Below are 16907 nucleotides of genomic sequence, written 5' to 3'. Positions count from 1 at the left end.
GACCGGTGGCCTGCTCCACCCGATGCGCGACATGCTCGACCGCATCACCGATATCGTCCAACCACCCCACGGACGACCCCCGCTCTGTCCTACTTTCGGGTCTACATTCGCGCCCGGGTCGGAGCCCGGCATAGGCACCACGGAACACCCCTACCGCGAATCCCCCAGTGCCACTACCCTACCCGATAGATCCTGCGGACAATGCCGGGGCCGCCATCGATCCGGAACGGTTCACACGGGAACTGTTGCCTGCGACAAGGACTCCAATCAAGCGAACCGCCGGACCGCCTGAGGCGGTCGAGGGGATGTGTGTGTCAGGCGGCGGCGCGCTGGGGGCGGCGGGCGTCGACGACGAGGGTCGCGGCGGCGAGGGCGGCCAGGAGTGGGTGGACGATGTGGTCGCGCATGTCGACCGGGATCGCGCCGAGTAAGACTTTGTGCTGCAACAGCTCCCAGGCTGTTGCGGCCAGGTAGACGAGGCCGACCGTGGTGACGGCGGCTCGGGTCGTGCGGGGCAGGGTGAGGCCGGTGAGCAGGATCGCGGTCAGTATCAGTTGCCAGATCGAGCGCCAGCCGTCGCCAGGGAGGCCGAAATGGGTGCCCATGGCGAGGGTGGTCAGGGCTCGGATGGCCAGGAAGATTCCTACCACCAGGCAGTACCAGCGGGTTGCATGCGGGCCTAGTCGTTTCACGAGCATGGCGAATCCTCTCCGAGGGTCTTAATGCCACTGTGGCATTAACACATCGCACTATACTGCCGCCATGGCAGTAGCGGAAGGCGGGGCGCGGCGGAGGCGGCGGCAGCCCGAGGACGCTCGGCGCGAGATCCTCGATGCGGCAACGGAACTGCTGGCCACGGTGCCTGCGCACGAAGTCACGGTGGCGGCGATCATGGGGCGGACCACGTTGTCGCGCAAGTCGTTCTATGTGTATTTTCGTGATCGGGCCGAGCTGGTGGCGGCGCTGGTGCACCCGTTGCGGGTCGAAGCGGACGCGGGGCTGGCGCAGTGGGCCGCCGCGGTGGAGCCGGTCGCCGCGGGGCGGACGGCGTTGCGGGCGGCTGCCGAGACGTATCGCCGCCACGGGGCGATTCTGCGGGTGGTGTTCTGGGCTGCCACCGGGGATCCCGATATCCGCCGGGTTCGTGACGATCTGACCGCGGCCGTGGTCGATGTCGCCGTCGCCAAGGTGGAGCAGGCGAGCGCGGGGCTGGCCGATCCGCGCGCCACCGCGATCGCGTTGGTCACCATGAACATTCATCGGCTGCTGGCGCTGGACGCCGAGGCCACCGATACCGAACTCGACGAGCTGGTCGGGACCCTGTCCACGATCTGGGAGCGCACTTTGCGGCTCTGAGCGCGAATCCCCGACCTGCCCGCCGGTCGGCATCGGCGCCAGCGTGCTCAGTCGAGCAGCCAGTCGTCAGGGCTGAACAGTTCGAAATGCACACGGTCGGCAGGGATTCCGGCGGCGTGCAACTGGGCGCGAACGGCCTGGAGGAAACCTGTACTGCCGCAGAGGTATACGTCGGCGTCGGCGGGGAGGTCCAGGCAGGTCAGGTCGACGGTGCCCGGGTGACTGCCGGGGGAAGGGTGCTCGTACCAGACGGTGAGGTCGGCGGCCGGCAGGCGGTCCACCAGGGTGCGCTGGGCGTGACGCAGGGGGTGGGTGTGCTCGGCGCGGTCGGCATGTATCACCCGGACGCGGCGCGCGGAGCCCTGGGCGGCCAGATGTTCCAGGATGCCGATCATCGGGGTGATGCCGATGCCCGCGGAGACCAGTACCAGAGGTGAGATCGCCTCGGTGTCGATCGTGAGGTCGCCGAAGGGCAGGGTGATCCGTATCCGGTCGCCGACTGCGACCGTGGTGTGCAGATGGGTCGAGACCTCGCCTGCGGGATGGGCATCCGTGGCGGTGACCGGCCGCACCGCGAAGGCCGACCGGCGGTCGTGCGGTGGGTTCACCAGGCTGTACTGGCGCAGCTGCCGGGCACCGTCGGGGAGTTCGACGCCTACCGAGATATATTGCCCAGGAAGGAATTCCGGTAGGGGGTCGGGCGACTCCACGACGAAGGTGACCACACCGGAGGGGTCGACGATCCGGTCCACCACCACGGCGTCGCGGAACACGTCGCCGGGCTCGACACCGGCGGCGGCGTACAGGTCGCGTTCGAGGCTCATCAGGGTGTCGGCCATCAGCCAGTAGACGCGGTCCCAGGCGGCGGCGATCTCGGGGGTCACCACATCGGCGCCCAGGACCTGCACGATCGCGGCGAACAGGTGCTCGTGCACGATCGGATATTCCGCGGGGACCACTCCCAGCGAGGCGTGTTTGTGGCCGATGCGGTGGAGCAGGGTGCGGGGATGCGGGAGTGCGGGATCGACGAGGTGGGTGGCGAAGGTCGCGATGGAGGCCGCCAGGGCGCGTTGCTGAGCGCCCTGGGCCTGATTGCCGCGGTTGAAGCGATCGCGCAGCAGGCCGGGGTGGGCGGTGAACAGCCGGCGGTAGAACTCCGCGGTGATGTCGTCGATCCGGGCCGCGATCAGCGGGAGGGTCGCGCGGACCACCTCGGCGTGCCGGCGGTCGAGTTGCGCGGGGAATTCGGGTGCGATCGTCATCGGATACTCCTCTCGGGATCGGCGTGGGACGCCGTGGGAGTACGGTAACGACTACATCGGAATTTCGGCCGATTATATTGGTGTGCAATCAATTACGCGCCGGAGTGCGGAATTTCCAGGTGCAGCAGCGCGACCGTGCGGTGGTCGACCAGATCGCCGAGGGTGTAGCCGTCGAGTACCCGGTAGAACCGTTCCTGCGCTTGCGCGAGCATGCGCCGCAGGCGGCAGGCCGACGCCAGGGGGCAGGGGTGTTCGCCGGCGCAGTCGACGACCTCACCGGCGCCCTCGAGGCCACGCACGATCGCGCCGACCGTGGCCGAGCGGCCCTTGTCGGTGAGGAAGATCCCGCCGGTGCGACCGCGCTGCGAGTCGACCAGGCCGAGATCGGACAGTTTCGTCACCGCCTTGGCGACGTAGTGTTCGGACGCGTTCACTTGGCGGGCAATGAGTTTGGCCGTCACACGCTCCTCAGCGGCGGCACTGACCGCCAGGCGCATCATCGCGCGCAGGCCGAGATCGGTGAATCGGGAGAGCTGCACCAGACCACCCTACTTTATTCCGCTTTCCGGAAGCGGAATAAAGGGTGTGGGCTCGAATACGCGACGCCGTGCGGATTATGTGCGGCGGGTCACCGCCGCGCCGCCCAGTCCGGGACGAGCACGGTGTGCAGGGCGTCCTCGACCAGGCGCGGCAGCGGCAGGTCGCGGCAGCGGGGATCGGTGATCCAGGTGCGGAAGGTGTATTCGCTCGCGGCGAGTGCGACGGTGATCAGCAGGCCGGGGCGGGGGTCGGCGGCGGGGTCTCCGGTGACGCCGAGGCGGCGCGCGGCCACCGCGATCAGGGCGGCCCGGTCGCCGGGGCCGACCAGGGTGACGCGGCTGATCAGGTGCGGGGCGCTGCGGACGGCCGTGCACCAGAGTTCGGTCTCCGCGGATTCGACCACGGTCGTGCAGTCGACCATCGCCGCGATCAGGGCGTCGACGACACCCTCGCTCGCGGGCCGGTTGTCGAAGGCCGCGACGATCGTCGAAATACCTTCCAGCAGTGGATCTATCAGCAGGCTGTCCTTGCCGGAGACGACCCGGAAGAAGGTGCTCTTCGAGATTCCCGCGGCGGCGGCGATGTCCTCGACGGTGACGGCGTCGAATCCGTTGCGCGCGAACAGCTGTAGCGCCGCGGCCCGCACGTCGGCGATCAGCTGGGAGCGGCGGCGGGCGCGCAGCGGCAGCGGCGGGTCCAGGCGGGTGTTCATCGCGGTGTCAGCAAATCGGGGTGGGCCCGGCCGGCGACCAGAGGCAGTTCGACCGCGGTGCGGATGCCCGGCGGCGCCGCGCACACGTACGGGATCGAGTTGACCAGGTGGGCGGCGGTGGCGACGATGCCGGCGTTGCGGGTGAGGCCGGAGCCGACCGATTCGGGATGCCAGCCGTGGATCACCACGTGGTTGCTCGGATCGCCCTCCACCTGCATCTCGAACCGCGGCCCCTCGGGGCCGAAACTCCATGCCGGATCGAGGTTTTCCTCACCCATCAACCAGTTCACGCCGATCCGGACGACGGTGTCGGCGCCGACGGTGGCCTCCCAGTGGAAGCGCTGGGCGGCGACGCGGCCGGGCTCGATGACCCCGATGGGCGAGTCGATGGGGGCGGTGGCGACGGCGCAGTCGTGCAGGCCGCGGATCTCCGCCGCGCCGGGGGCGATGCCGAGGGTCTCCAGGATCATCCGCACCGACTGCCGGAAACCGCCGTCGAGCAGTGACAACATGGGGCCCTCGGCCGCCGCGGCGGGGGTGGCCCCGAACCGCATGATGTGGCGGACCACGTCGGGGGCGTCGTAGGTGCGGATATCGGAGAATTCCTCGCCGCGGACGAAGGTCACCGCCGACGACATCGCCGTCATCATCAGCGGGAAGATCTCGGTGACGCCGCCGGGGTCGATGCCGGTGCCGTGCAGGGTCGTGCCGCCCTCGGCGCAGGCCGCACGCAGCGCGGCGGCCTCGTCGGCGCCGGGATAGAACCATCCGACGGGGGTGACCACGTTCTTGCCCGAGCGCAGCAGCGCCGCCACCTCGCCCGCGTCGGGCAGCAGCGGCGCGTACACCACCGCGTCGGCGCGCAGCGCCAGGATCTCGTCGACGCTCGAGGTGGCGACGACCCCGAGCGGATCGGCGCCGATGATCTCGCCGACGTCGCGGCCGTGCTTGCTCTCGGAATGCACCCAGCAGCCGGTCAATTCGAGCTCCGGGTGAGCCCGGACGCATTCGATCGCCGCCCGGCCGACCGAGCCGGTGGCCCATTGCACGACCGTCCACACCATCGGGAACCTCCTGAGACCGACACCGTCCATGGGAGTCTGTTCCCACTTGGAACCGAGTGTCAAGGCTGCTCCGCGTGGACCGGTGACGACGCAATTCAGCGCCGGCGCTTTACCGTGGAATCAACGACGGAGGGGAGCCCGACGATGCCCGACCACCGGGAGAGTTGTCCGTTCTGCGAACGGATCGCGAACTACGACTACGACCAGCACTACAACTTCATCGTCGTCCGCATCCAGCCGCTGAACCCCGTCACACCGGGGCATCAGCTGTTCGTACCGACGTGGCATGCCGAACATCCCAGCGACGAAGCGGTGCGGGCCGCGATGGGCTACGCGGAGTACTACGGGGGCGACCAAGGCGGTGATTTCAATCTGATCACCTCTTCGGGAACCGCCGCGACCCAGACCATCCGGCACATCCACGTGCACTACGTCCCGCGCCGCGCCGACGACGGCCTGCGCCTGCCCTGGACCCCGCCGGCGTGGTGACCGGCGGGAAACGCACTGCGCCGCAGGCTAGTCCACCGGTTTGCGGCGGGTGCGCCGCAGCGGGTCGGGCCATTCCAGGCGCGCGGGATCGTCGGGGATGTGGTCGATGGCCTGGGCCAGAATGGTTTTGCCGGTGTCGTGCAGCATCAGGCTCAGCTGGTCGAGCACATCACCGATCGCGACGCCCGCGGTGCGGAGTTCCTCGCGGGTCGAGTCCGGGCGGTCGTAGACGGCGTGCAGGGCGTCCAGGCGCAGGCTCGCGTCGAACAACCGGCGGGCCAGCCGGCAGCCCAGTTCGGCGAATGCCACTGTGCCCTCGGCTGATTCGGTGGCCTGGAGCGGAGGGCCCAGTGGGATGAGGCGGCCGCGCATGGCGGTCGGCGGTAACGGGACCGGTCGCATCGTCTCGGTCATGGCTTGCCCTCCGGAGCGCTCGAACGGATCGCCGGACCGGAACGGAAGTCCGGCGCACGAGCCCGCGGTCGGCTCGTGTGAAACGCGATCGAAACACTACGGCTCAGCGGCGCTGTCCGGGAGGGTCATTGGTCATCTCTGTGCGGTTTCATCCGGGAACGAGAACCGCCAGGTCGGTATCGTAGCGGCGGTACAGCAGCCGGCCGCGGGCGGTGTCCCGGTCGGTGTAGAACAGGTGGGGCAATTCGAATTCACACAGCCGTTGCGCGGCTTGGGTTTCCGAGAGCACCAGCGGAGACCTGGGGGTCAGGGTGAACGGGCCGATACCGGTGCGAGGTGGCTCGGCGCGGTACTGGCGGACGAGCTTGTATCCGGTGGGTCCGGCCCGGTGGACCGCGGCCTCCTCGCCGGTCTCGATGTCGGTGAACAGGTGGGCGGGATAGTCCATCGCATCCATCTCGGCGGCCGCCTCGATCGGGGTACGCTGTTGCAGCGCAACGATTTTGCGGCGGATGACCCGGCCCGGGCCGGCCGTCGGCGGGCCCGGGGGCCGGTCGTCCGGCCAGGGTTGCGGCCGCCACGGCCGCAACCGGGTGGTGATCAGCCGGTTCAACCTGGTCACCAGCGGCAGTATCCGGGTGCGTTCGGGGAGTACGGTCTGCACGCGGGCCGGGGCCTCCGCGAGGACCAGGTTGACCTGCGCCAGCAGCGGGCCGTCGGCGCAGGCGGTGAGGCGGACCCGGGCGCCGCCGGCGATCGCGTAGCGGTCGAGCATGCGGGCGACCGCTCCGGCCGTCCGTTCCAGCTCCAACTCCGGGACCGCACCTCGCACCAGCACGGTGACCTCCGGATACGACGTCGACGACCACGAGTGCGCTGTCTTCGGCACGCAGACCTCCTTTCACCCCGGGACGGGGGCAGTCCGATCAGCATCACGTCCGATCGGATACCCGTTCCAGGGCCTTAGGTCACCGGTCTGCCGGGCTTCGGTCCGCCGAAGCACTCGGGGACCGTGCACGCTCAGGGCAGTGGCACACTCAGGGCAGTGGCACCGACCAGTGCACGATCGTCCCGCCGCCGGGTGCGGGGCCCAGCACGACCCGGCCGCCGTGGCGCTCGGCACGGGTCTCCAGGTTGGCCAGGCCGCTGCGCCGGGTGTTGTCCGGATCGAAACCGCCACCGTCGTCGGTGATCTCGAGGGTGACGTCGTCGGTCACCGACACCATGATGGTGACCGTCTCGGCCCGGGAGTGGCGGACCACATTGCTGAGCCCCTCCCGCAGCGCCGCCTCCATATCGTCGGCCAGCGGCCCGGGAACCACCGATATCGGGCCGCTGAACTGGGTGACGGTACGCAGGCTGGTCGCCGCGGTCATATCGGAGATCACGTCGTGCAGCCGCTTGCGCAGCGGCGAGGCGCCCGACTCGTCACCGTGCAGATCGAAGATGGATTCGCGGATGTCCTCCACGACCGATTGCAGATCGTCCACGTTGCGGGTCAGCCGATCCCGCATCTCCGTCGAGCGGGCGCGTTGCAGGGTGCCCTGCAACGCCAGCCCGGTCGCGAACAAGCGCTGGATCACCCGATCGTGCAGGTCGCGGGCGATCCGGTCGCGATCGGACAGCACGTCGAGTTCCCGCATCCGCCGCTGGGTTTCGGCCAGTTGCAGCGCCATCGCGGCCTGGTCGGCGAACAGGGCCATCATCGGCAGCGCGGCGGCGTCGAATTCGACGGCGGCCGGCGCGCGCACCGCGACCAGCACCCCGATCACGGATTTACGAGCGCGCAGCGGCAGGATCAGGGTCGGCCCGAACTGGTCCCGCAGATCCGGGAAGGGGTTGTACGCCGGTTCGGCGCCGGTCTCGGCGTCGCCGGTGCGGAACACCACGCCGGTGCGCGACCCGTTGAGCGGAATTCGCCGGCCCAGCAACGTCGGCGCGGGAGCACCGGAACCGGCGCACACCATCAATTCCGCGTCCTGATCGTCAGAATTGTCCGGGTCTTCCGGCAGTGCGATGAATGTGCACACCGAATCGGTCAGCGTGCGGGCATGATCGGCGATGGTATCGAGCACTTCGGCCGGTTCGCCACCGGCCAGCAGTTCGGTGGCCACGTCCCGGGTGGATTCCAGCCAGCGCTGCCGTTGCCGCGATTCCTCGTACAGTCGTGCATTCTCCACGGCGATCCCCGCCGCCGCCGCGAGCGCCTGCACCACCGCCTCGTCGTCCTCGGTGAACTCCTGTCCGTTGGCCTTCTCGGTCAGATACAGGTTGCCGAACACCTCGTCGCGGACCTTGACCGGAACCCCGAGGAACGACTTCATCGGCGGATGGTTGACCGGGAAGCCGACCGAGGTCGGATGCGTCGAAAGATCGGTCAGCCGTAGCGGTTTCGGCTGCTCGATGAGCAGTCCGAGGACGCCGCCGCCGTGCGGGAGGTCGCCGATCAGCGTCCGGGTCTGATCGTTGATGCCCTCGTAGACGAACTCGGCCAGATTGTGGCCGGTGCCGCGGGTCTCCCGCACGCCCAGGGCGCCGTAGCGCGCGTCGACCAGTTCGATCGCGGTGTGCACGATCGAGCGCAGCGTGTCGTCGATATCCAGGCCCGCGGTCACCACCAGCATCGCCTCGATCAGCCGGTCGATACGGCTCTGCACACCCACCAATTGCCCGATGCGGTCCTGAACTTCGCGAAGCAATTCGCGCAACCGCAACTGCGACAGCACATCACTCATCGAAGTACGGTCGCCGACCGGTAACTCGGGCACGGACATGCCAGCCATTCTCACACGACGTAACTTCCGTGTCAGCAAACCAATTCGTCGCTTTTCCGGTGTCACGAATTGCGGGTCCGGTTAACACGTGGTGATCGAAAACCGAGCCCGTGCCGTGGTCCGACGGCCCCCACGATCGGGGACTTTCGGTCGTCCCCGGCGCGGCGCCCGCCGTGCCACGCTGGACTTATGACCAATACGAGCCGAACCCCCTCCGCTCCGGACCCGAACCCGCCCATCGTCGTCGGCGTGGACGGCTCCGCGTCGTCGTACCAGGCCGTCGCCTGGGCCGCGGTGGATGCGGCCCTGTACGGCTGCCCGCTGCATCTGGTCGATTCCGTCGCCATCGCCGCGGGAGCCGGCGCCGAAGTCGCCTGGACCGGCATCGACAACGAGTGGCTGAACACCGAGGGTGAACGGGTCCTGGCCGAGGCGACCCGGATCGCGCAGGCCGCGGTGCCCGGCGACGGGCCGTCGATCACGACCGACGTGACTTTCCGGCACGTGGTGACCGATCTGGTGGCACTGTCGAAGACCGCCCGCCTGGTCGTCGTGGGGGACCGCGGCCTGGGCGCGGTCGGCCGCGGCGTGCTCGGCTCGGTCGGCTCCGCGGTGATGCACCACGCGCACTGCCCGGTCGCGATCGTGCACGCCACCGCGGCCATCGACCCGGTCTCGGCCGTCGAACCGGTGGTGGTGGGCGTCGACGGGACCGCCAACAGCGTGCCCGCGCTGGAGATTGCGTTCGAGGAGGCCTCCCGGCGCAAGGTCGGCCTGACGGCCGTGCACGCCTGGAGCGACATGTCCGCCGGGCTGGACGTCTCGATCACCGGCTGGGACGCCCTCCGCGACTCGGAGGATGCGGTGTTCGCCGAGAGCCTGGCCGGATGGTCCGAACGTTATCCCGATGTCGAGGTGCGGCGGATCCTGGCCCGCGACCATCCGACCCGGGCCCTGCTCGAGGCCGCCGAGCGCGCGCAACTGGTGGTGGTCGGCAGCCACGGCCGCGGCGGTTTCGCGGGCATGCTGATCGGCTCCACCAGCAATGCGCTCGCCCATGCGGCGCAGTGCCCGATCGTGATCGTGCGGCACGGCCGGCGGCAGCCGGAAATCAGCGGCTGACAACCACTTCCGGCCGGCGCACGACCGGATGGTCCGTGCTCGTCACCGGTCGCGCACCGAGATCAGGCCGCCGAGGACACCCAGGTAGGCGGTGCCGTCGGGGCCCAGGGCGATCCCGGAGTAGTTGTTGTTGAACAACGGCCCGGCACCGGACAGCTGCTTCCACACCGTGCGGCCGGTGCGGAAGTCCAGGGCGGTCCAGTACCACGGATCCTCGGGCCCCGAACCTTTGGTGTAGGTGTAGATCAGACCGGTGGCCAGCGACAGTTTCGGCACCACTGTGGGCCCGGCCTCGGCGTCGGTGGACCACTCCCGATGGCAGCCGCGGCCGTCGGCGTCGAGGTCGACGCGGGCGAAGCCGGGGGTGGTGGTCCGGCCGAGCAGGGTGGCCTCCGGGCCGGTGTAGCCGAAGTTGTTCTCCACCACCAGCGATCGGCCCGCCGCGATCAGCGAGTTCTCGGTGGCGCTCGCGCCGGGGGCGAACACCGGCACCGAACACACCTGCCGCGCAGCCGCATTCGGTGCGGTGCGGTAGACGACGACGTTCATCGGGTCGGCGTTGTCGGTGACGGCGACGTAGCCGCCGGGTAGCAGCGCCGGAGTGGTGCCGGTGCCGGCGTCGACCTGTCCGGGTTTGCGCCGGCCGCTGTTGGCGTAGGTGACCCGCCAGGTGACCGCGGGTTCGCCGTGCGGGCCCGCGTCGAAGCGCAGCAGTTCGTGATCGGTGGCGAGGTACACGTCGCCGTCGGCGCCGACGGCGAAGGAGTTCTCGATCTCCCCGTCGGCGCCGGTGCCGAGTCGGATCACTTGCACCGCACCGGTTTCCGGGTCGATGGTGCCGACGGCGCCGTCGGTTCTGGCGACGAACCAGAACCGGCCGGTGCTGTCGGGCAGCACCGAGTTCACGATCTCGTCCGGGTGCAGGGCCGCGCGCAGGTCGTCGTCGCGTTGCAGGGTGAATCCGTCGGCGGCGGCGGTCTCGGCCAGCACCAGCACGTGGTCGTCGTGGGTGCCGATCACCGCGCGGCCGGCGTTGTCCAGATAGAAGTAGCCGCCGCCGGTGAAATCGCTGAACGCGCCCTGGCGCAGGTAGTCGGTGACGGCCCGGCGCGGCAGCGGGTAGCTGCCGAGGACCCGCAGGCCGACCGGATCGATCAGGTACAGCGCGGTGTCGGCGCCCAGGCAGGCGGTGACGATGCGGCCCGCCCGGTCGAAGGCGATCGAACCGCACTCGCTGCCCAGCAGCAGCGAATTCGTCTGTGGCGCAACGCCGAGCGGACCGGGACCGGGATAGGTGTTGGTCATCCAGCCGTCGTCGTGGATGTTGGACGACGCGCCCGGGGCCAGGTACGGATGCTGCGGCACCGCGGGAATCCCGGTGATCGGCTGCGCGGTGGCGGGGCTGCCGGAGAAGCCGGGCGCGGACCCCGGTTCCTGGGGGATCGGCGCTGCCGCGGCCTGGCCCGCGCCGAGCACCAGGACGGCGCCGAGGGTGACGGTCAGGCCGCGGGCGGGCCGCCGGATTCGGTCGAACATGTCTCGATTGTCGCCGTACGCCCTCGCCGCCCGGTGTGCCGGGTGATCGTTCCGCAACCGGATAACTGCGAATTGACGGACGGACGATTTTCGCATCCACCCCGATGTTTGCCGAGAATTGTTGTCGGACTTGCCGAATCGCGTAGGTGTTCTCGGTTAGGCTCGGAACACAGCCGTACCGGCTGTCGTGGTGGTCTCGAACGGGAAGGCGCCCTCATCGGCGAGGGGGACAATGATCGTGCAGCCGTTATCCGGTGTCCGGAAAATACTCGTGGCCGCCGCGGCGGTGGCCTGCCTGCTCCCGTTCGGGGCGGCATCGGCGCAACCGCCCGACGACGGCACGGTCCAGGAGATCGACGGGGTGGCCACGGTATCCGTGCCACCGGCCTCGTGCGAACCGGGCGCGCAACCGGAAACGGGTCTCCAGGGCGACGTCGGGGCCGCCGATCGCGACAGCGGGCGCAGCACCCAGGGGTATCGGTGCAATCTGACCCGGCTCGGCGGCTATGCCGGCCGCGGCGGCGGTATCACCTCCACCAGTTTCGACCACTGCCTCTACATGGGCAGCACCTTCCCGGGTGATCTGCTCGGGCCCGCGACCGGCGTGCAGGTCGTCGACGTGTCCGACCCGGCGAACCCGGTGCTGTCCGCCACGCTCACCGAACCGGCGATGCTGGCCGGCACCTGGGAGAGCCTGAAGGTGAATCCGGCCCGGAAACTGCTGGTGGGCACCGGAGTTCCGGCACTGACCGGATTCGGGCTGCTGTCGGTGTACGACATCTCCGACTGCGCGCATCCGCGGCTGCTCAACCCCGGGCCGGGCACGAATCTGGCCATGCCGCTGCCGATCACGGCACACGAGGGCGGATTCTCGCCGGACGGCAACACCTATTGGGCCTCCGGGGTGGCGCCGGGCATCGTGAGCGCGGTCGACCTGACCGATCCGGCCGATCCCCGGGTGATCTGGCAGGGCCTGCCCGGATTGTCGATGCACGGCATGGGAATCAGCCCCGACGGCAACCGGGTGTACCTGTCGAACAACTTCGGCGGGATCAGTGTGCTGGACAGCAGCGCGGTGCAGCGCCGGGATCCGAATCCGGTGGTGCCGGAGCTGGCCGAGATGCACTGGGGCGACGGCTGGGCCACGCAGCACAGCATTCCCGTCGAATACGGCGGGCACCCGTACCTGTTCACCGTCGACGAGGCGGGATCCGGTGGGGTGAAGCTCATCGACGTCGCCGACGATCGGCGGCCGCGCATCGTGAACACGATCAAACTGGCGATCGAACTGCCCGCCAACCAGGATCGGGCGGTGGCATCGAGCATGGGCGGTGGCGTCTTCGCCTACGATCCGCACTACTGCGCCGCCGACCGGCCCGTCGACCCGACCGCGCTGGCCTGCGGCTGGGAATCGTCCGGCATCCGGGTCTTCGACGTGCGTGATCCGATGCGGGTGCGGGAGATCGCCTACTACAACCCGCCCGCCCGGACCGGCCAGAACGCCGAGCTGTGGAATTCGCCGCACGCGCTGGCCTCGGTGATCGGCGCGCCGCTGCTGTCCGGCCCGGCCATCATCACCTCGCTGGAGCAGGGACTGTTCGACCCCACCGAGGCCTTCGGGCCGCGCTCGGGTGAGGTGGTCGGCGGCGACATCTCGACCGACTGGTGTTTCGCGCCGCCGGAATGGCACGGCAGCCAACTGTGGACCGCGTGCGCGGACAACGGATTCCTCGCCCTGCAACTGGCTCCCGGCACCTATTCCGTTCCCGCCGACCAGCATTCCACGGTCGGATCATGACCGTCCGCCGCGCCGGCGGCGTGCTCGCCGCCCTGTGCGTGGCGGTGTTGCTGCTGGTGATGGGCGCGGCTCTGCGGCCGCTGCTCGTCCCCGGCTCGACACCGCCCCCGACAGTGCTCAGCGCCACCGAGATCGCTTTCGTCCAGGACATGACCGCCCATCACCAGCAGGCGCTGCTGCTGGTCCAGCGACTGGAACCGCAGGCCGATCCGATGGTGCTGCGGCTGGCCCAGCAGATCGCCGACACCCAGCGCGGCGAGATCGGCATGATGCTCGGCTGGCTGCGCCTGGCCGGCGCCACCGTCACCGACCCACACCCGATGGCGTGGATGCACGACGGCGCCGAACCCTCTCCGGCGCACCAGCATTCCGCTGCCGCGGCGGCACCGGTCAATGGGCTGCCGATCCCGGCCGCATCCGGATCCACCCCGGCCGGTCGGTCGACGAGCACCGCTGCGGCCGAAGCGATCCCGGTGGACATGCCAGGCATGGCGAGCCCGGCCGAGCTCGACCGACTGGCCCACACCACCGGCCCGGACGCGACCATCCTGTTCCTGCGCCTGATGCAGCGCCACCACTACGGCGGCATCGCGATGGCCCAGGCCGCGGACCGAATCCTGAAATCCGGCGTGGTGAAACAGGCCGCCCGGGACATGATCACCACCCAGAGCCAGGAGGCCGGGCTGATCGGATTGCTGCTGGACAAGACATCCGGCCCGCCGGCGCGCTGACCGCGCGCGGTGGCCGATCCGGCCCGCGATGAATTGGGCTGCGGTCGTGAGCCGTTGGTCACCACATCGGCTGTGTGCCCGGTTCAGAGTGGGCTGGGCGGAACAGGATCCGTGGGGGGCGGGTCCGGCGACGGGATCGGGGGGACGTCGGGTGCCGGGCCGGGCCGGGGTTCGGGGACCGGGGGGAACGGTTCGGGGGCCGGCGGTTCGGGGACCGGGTCCGGGGGTGGCACCGGCGGGATGGGGTCGGGGGCCGGGGGGAACGGGGTGCCCATCGACCGCCAGCCGGTGCCGGTGCAATCCGGTGGCAGCCGCGGCGGCCAGGGGCCGTCCGCGTGGCATACGTGCTGGGCCGCACAGTCGCACCAATAGATTCCGGGGGCGGGCAGGGTCGCCCGCAATTCGTGGTTCGAACTCGGCGCGTATTCGATCACTCGCCGCGGCTACCCGGCAGCGCATGCGGTACTCGGGTGGACACGAGATCGTTGCACGGCTGATCGGGTGTCGTCCGGATCACCGGTGTCGATCGGGGCCGGGGTGGGTATAGCCGCCGTGCACATGCGGGTCTTCGAGGTGGGTATGAATCAGAACGACGAACACAGCGAGTGGGTGGGGCAGCCTCATCCTCAGGGGGAGCCCGAGCCGATCACGGCCGCCGAGGCGGACGCGGCGAAGTTGTCCAGCCCGGATCATCCGCTGGGTACTCCGGGGCGGCGTTTCGATCGGCGGTCCCCGTTCATGCTCGGGGTGGCCGGCGCCGCCGGGGTGCTGCTCACCGTCGGGGCGGTCCAGGTGGTGCTGGCCGCGCACGAGGCGTTGCTGCTGGTGGTCGCCTCGTTGTTCCTGGCGATCGGGGTCGAGCCGGCGGTGTCGTGGCTGGCCGCGCATCGGGTGCGGCGGGGTGCGGCGGTGGCGCTGGTGTTCGTGGTGGTGGTCGCGGGGCTGGCCGGATTCCTGGCGGCGATCATCACGCCGCTGGTGGATCAGGGGCAGGCGCTGGTCGGGCATGCGCCGGATCGACTGCACCACCTGGAGGACACCTATCCGGCCTTCCGGTCGGTGGCCGATCGCTTCCATCTCGAGGAGAAGGTGCGCGACGCGGTCGACACCAAGTCCGCCGACCTCGCCCACGGGCTGGTCGGCGCCGGGAAGATCGTCTTCGGGGCGGTGACCAGCACGGTGGTGATCTTCGTGCTCACGGCCTATTTCTCGGTGTGTTTCCCGAGTCTGCGCGCCAACCTGTACCGGCTGTTCCCGCAGCACCGCCGGCCGCGCGCGATCCTGATCGGTGACGCCATCTTCGCCAAGGTCGGCGGCTACGTCCTGGGCAATCTGCTGATCTCGCTGATCACCGGCGTGCTGACCTTCGTCTGGCTGGCGGCGTTCGGGGTGCCGTATCCGCTGGTGCTCGCGGTGCTGGTCGCGGTGCTCGATCTGATCCCGCTGGTCGGGTCGACGCTGGCGGGTATCGTGATCGCGGTGGTGGCGCTGACGGTGTCGCTCCCGGTCTGCCTGGCCACCGTCGGATTCTTCCTGGTCCTGCGAGTGGTCGAGGACTACCTGCTGGCGCCCCGGATCATGGGCCGCACGGTGCAGGTGCCGGGGGTGGTCACCGTGGTCGCGGTGCTGATCGGCGGGTCGCTGCTGGGGGTTCTGGGCGCGTTGCTGGCCATCCCGCTGGCCGCCGCGGTCCTGCTGCTGGTGCGCGAGATCCTGTTTCCCGGGCTGGATCAGGACCGGTCACGGACCACGCCTGCGTAGCGGCCCGGCCCGGCCGCGGATCGCACCCGCGGCCGGGCCGGGGCCGAATCCGGCAGCGCCACAGGCTGTCCGGCGGCGGCAGCGGTGCTCACCGATGGGCGAGGTCCAGCGGCGGCCGCGGAACCAGGTGGTGCAGAACCCATTCGACGCCGAGACAGTCCGCCGGGAGGGCCGGCATCGCCGCGCCGCCGCCTTCGGTGAGGCACCAATGGCCGCGCCCGCAATCACATTCGTAGTAGCCGCGGACCAGGGCGTTCTGACCCGGGAGGCACCGCAGGACTTCTCGGATTCTCGCCATGGTCCACGACTACCCCGGTCCGCGGCGGTGACCCGGCCCACCGCGGCGCCGTGGCCGGAATGTCATGCGGCGCCGAGGATCGCGGCGAGGTCACGGTGGTTGAGGTAGACGAGGATGTGGCAGCCGCCGGCGTCGCGGCGGACCAGATAGGTGGATTCGAGCCGGACGGATTCCCCGTCCCGGCGCGGGGTGTCCCAGTCGGCCGTCACCAGGACGTGGCGGTCGTCGAGATCGAGCTGGCTCGCCGCCACGCAGACGGCGTGCCCGAGACCGGCCGCTTCGAACATGCTCCGCCGCATCGGCAGCGACGCCACCAGCGCCTCGCGCGTGACGACCGTGGCGGTGTTCGGATCTGCGGTGAGGAACTGCGCGGCGAACTGCTCGCCCTGGTCGGATTCCGGTATCGCGGAACGTCGTTCGAAGTCGGAGAGGAAGGCGGCCAGGTCGGGATCCAGCGGCTTCCAGGTGGTGGTGATCACGGCGGTGCGGCTACTTTCTCGCGGAGGGTGCGCCGGACGGCCGGCGCGGCTACCTAATCTAGATTAGCTAATTCAGATTAGGCAAATGGGAATTCACAACCGCCCGGCGATCTTCGCCAGCACGGGCAGCGCCGCGGTCAGCGCCGCGTGTTCGGACTCGTCGAGATCGTCCCGGAGCACGGTGTGGATGCGGCCGACGACGGCGGCGCCGCGATCCCGCAGGCCCCGCCGCCCGGCCTCGGTGATGGTGACCACCACCCGGCGGCCGTCGGCCGGATCCCGGGTCCGTTCGACCAGGCCCAGCTCCTCGAGATGCCGCAGCACCCCGGCGATCGCCGGGGTGGTGACGTCCTCGTCGGAGGACAGGGATCCGGGTGAGGCCGGGCCGTCACGATCCAGGCGGTGCAGCACCGCCAGCTCGAGGAAGGCCACGCCCTCCTCGGCATCGACCAGCAGCCGCCGCATCCGGCGCGCCAGCCGGCCGGTCACCAGCCGCAGCTCGCGCGCGGTCCCGGAATCGTCCGTCGTCATACCGGCAATCTAGTCAGTCGGCGCCGCGGGTCCGGCGCGG

At 69.9% G+C, this 16907-nt stretch carries 18 protein-coding genes; 6 read left to right on the top strand and 12 right to left on the bottom strand.

Annotated elements, in window-relative coordinates:
* Positions 1–314: 314 nt before the first annotated feature.
* The gene (locus tag LBW94_RS11595) at positions 315–698 is read right to left on the bottom strand and encodes a DUF4383 domain-containing protein (protein WP_225053820.1); all 384 of its coding nucleotides are present in this window, start codon (positions 696–698) and stop codon (positions 315–317) included.
* Positions 699–762: 64 nt separating this feature from the next.
* Here LBW94_RS11595 and LBW94_RS11590 point away from each other — a divergent pair, with 64 nt between their 5' ends.
* Positions 763–1356, top strand: coding sequence for a TetR/AcrR family transcriptional regulator (locus LBW94_RS11590; protein WP_225053818.1), 594 nt, complete (start codon positions 763–765; stop codon positions 1354–1356).
* 47 nt (positions 1357–1403) lie between these two features.
* Here the strand turns inward: LBW94_RS11590 and LBW94_RS11585 are convergent, their stop codons facing one another.
* The 4 genes from LBW94_RS11585 to LBW94_RS11570 form a co-directional block, all read right to left on the bottom strand.
* Positions 1404–2618, bottom strand: coding sequence for a globin domain-containing protein (locus tag LBW94_RS11585; RefSeq protein WP_225053816.1), 1215 nt, complete (start codon positions 2616–2618; stop codon positions 1404–1406).
* 92 nt (positions 2619–2710) lie between these two features.
* Entirely contained in the window at positions 2711–3157 is a 447-nt protein-coding gene (locus tag LBW94_RS11580) for an RrF2 family transcriptional regulator (protein WP_225053815.1), read from the bottom strand.
* An 89-nt stretch (positions 3158–3246) separates the two neighbouring features.
* Positions 3247–3870, bottom strand: a complete 624-nt coding sequence (locus LBW94_RS11575; RefSeq protein ID WP_225053813.1) for a TetR family transcriptional regulator — start codon at positions 3868–3870, stop codon at positions 3247–3249.
* The gene (locus tag LBW94_RS11570) at positions 3867–4934 is read right to left on the bottom strand and encodes a dihydrodipicolinate reductase (protein WP_225053811.1); all 1068 of its coding nucleotides are present in this window, start codon (positions 4932–4934) and stop codon (positions 3867–3869) included. Before LBW94_RS11570 ends, LBW94_RS11575 begins: the two co-directional genes overlap by 4 nt.
* Before the next feature lie 144 nt (positions 4935–5078).
* Between LBW94_RS11570 and LBW94_RS11565 the strand changes: the two genes are divergently transcribed.
* On the top strand, positions 5079–5423 hold the full coding sequence (locus LBW94_RS11565; protein ID WP_225053810.1) for an HIT family protein: 345 nt from the start codon (positions 5079–5081) through the stop codon (positions 5421–5423).
* Positions 5424–5450: 27 nt separating this feature from the next.
* Here LBW94_RS11565 and LBW94_RS11560 read toward each other — a convergent pair whose 3' ends face one another.
* The 3 genes from LBW94_RS11560 to LBW94_RS11550 form a co-directional block, all read right to left on the bottom strand.
* Positions 5451–5837, bottom strand: coding sequence for a hypothetical protein (locus tag LBW94_RS11560; protein ID WP_225053808.1), 387 nt, complete (start codon positions 5835–5837; stop codon positions 5451–5453).
* A gap of 148 nt (positions 5838–5985) precedes the next feature.
* Positions 5986–6726, bottom strand: coding sequence for a sigma 54 modulation/S30EA ribosomal C-terminal domain-containing protein (locus LBW94_RS11555; protein ID WP_225053806.1), 741 nt, complete (start codon positions 6724–6726; stop codon positions 5986–5988).
* A gap of 148 nt (positions 6727–6874) precedes the next feature.
* Entirely contained in the window at positions 6875–8572 is a 1698-nt protein-coding gene (locus LBW94_RS11550) for a GAF domain-containing sensor histidine kinase (protein WP_323137827.1), read from the bottom strand.
* A 228-nt stretch (positions 8573–8800) separates the two neighbouring features.
* Between LBW94_RS11550 and LBW94_RS11545 the strand changes: the two genes are divergently transcribed.
* The gene (locus tag LBW94_RS11545; protein WP_225053803.1) at positions 8801–9733 is read left to right on the top strand and encodes a universal stress protein; all 933 of its coding nucleotides are present in this window, start codon (positions 8801–8803) and stop codon (positions 9731–9733) included.
* Positions 9734–9775: 42 nt separating this feature from the next.
* Here LBW94_RS11545 and LBW94_RS11540 read toward each other — a convergent pair whose 3' ends face one another.
* The gene (locus tag LBW94_RS11540; protein WP_225053802.1) at positions 9776–11269 is read right to left on the bottom strand and encodes a hypothetical protein; all 1494 of its coding nucleotides are present in this window, start codon (positions 11267–11269) and stop codon (positions 9776–9778) included.
* 232 nt (positions 11270–11501) lie between these two features.
* Between LBW94_RS11540 and LBW94_RS11535 the strand changes: the two genes are divergently transcribed.
* The 3 genes from LBW94_RS11535 (at position 11502) to LBW94_RS11525 (ending at position 15559) form a co-directional block, all read left to right on the top strand.
* On the top strand, positions 11502–13067 hold the full coding sequence (locus LBW94_RS11535; protein ID WP_225053800.1) for an LVIVD repeat-containing protein: 1566 nt from the start codon (positions 11502–11504) through the stop codon (positions 13065–13067).
* A complete protein-coding gene (locus LBW94_RS11530; RefSeq protein WP_225053799.1) occupies positions 13064–13798 on the top strand; it encodes a DUF305 domain-containing protein in 735 nt (244 codons plus the stop codon). The genes LBW94_RS11535 and LBW94_RS11530 overlap by 4 nt, the downstream gene beginning before the upstream one ends.
* A 579-nt stretch (positions 13799–14377) precedes the next feature.
* Positions 14378–15559, top strand: coding sequence for an AI-2E family transporter (locus LBW94_RS11525; protein ID WP_225053873.1), 1182 nt, complete (start codon positions 14378–14380; stop codon positions 15557–15559).
* An 88-nt stretch (positions 15560–15647) separates the two neighbouring features.
* Here LBW94_RS11525 and LBW94_RS11520 read toward each other — a convergent pair whose 3' ends face one another.
* The 3 genes from LBW94_RS11520 to LBW94_RS11510 form a co-directional block, all read right to left on the bottom strand.
* The gene (locus LBW94_RS11520; RefSeq protein ID WP_225053797.1) at positions 15648–15857 is read right to left on the bottom strand and encodes a hypothetical protein; all 210 of its coding nucleotides are present in this window, start codon (positions 15855–15857) and stop codon (positions 15648–15650) included.
* A 62-nt stretch (positions 15858–15919) separates the two neighbouring features.
* Positions 15920–16336, bottom strand: a complete 417-nt coding sequence (locus LBW94_RS11515; RefSeq protein ID WP_225053796.1) for a hypothetical protein — start codon at positions 16334–16336, stop codon at positions 15920–15922.
* Positions 16337–16429: 93 nt separating this feature from the next.
* The gene (locus LBW94_RS11510) at positions 16430–16867 is read right to left on the bottom strand and encodes a MarR family winged helix-turn-helix transcriptional regulator (protein ID WP_225053794.1); all 438 of its coding nucleotides are present in this window, start codon (positions 16865–16867) and stop codon (positions 16430–16432) included.
* Positions 16868–16907 lie beyond the last annotated feature (40 nt).

Origin of the sequence: Nocardia sp. alder85J, from assembly GCF_020176955.2 — a bacterium.
Taxonomy (GTDB): Bacteria; Actinomycetota; Actinomycetes; order Mycobacteriales; family Mycobacteriaceae; genus Nocardia.
This window is presented reverse-complemented; position numbering and strand designations above follow the sequence as displayed.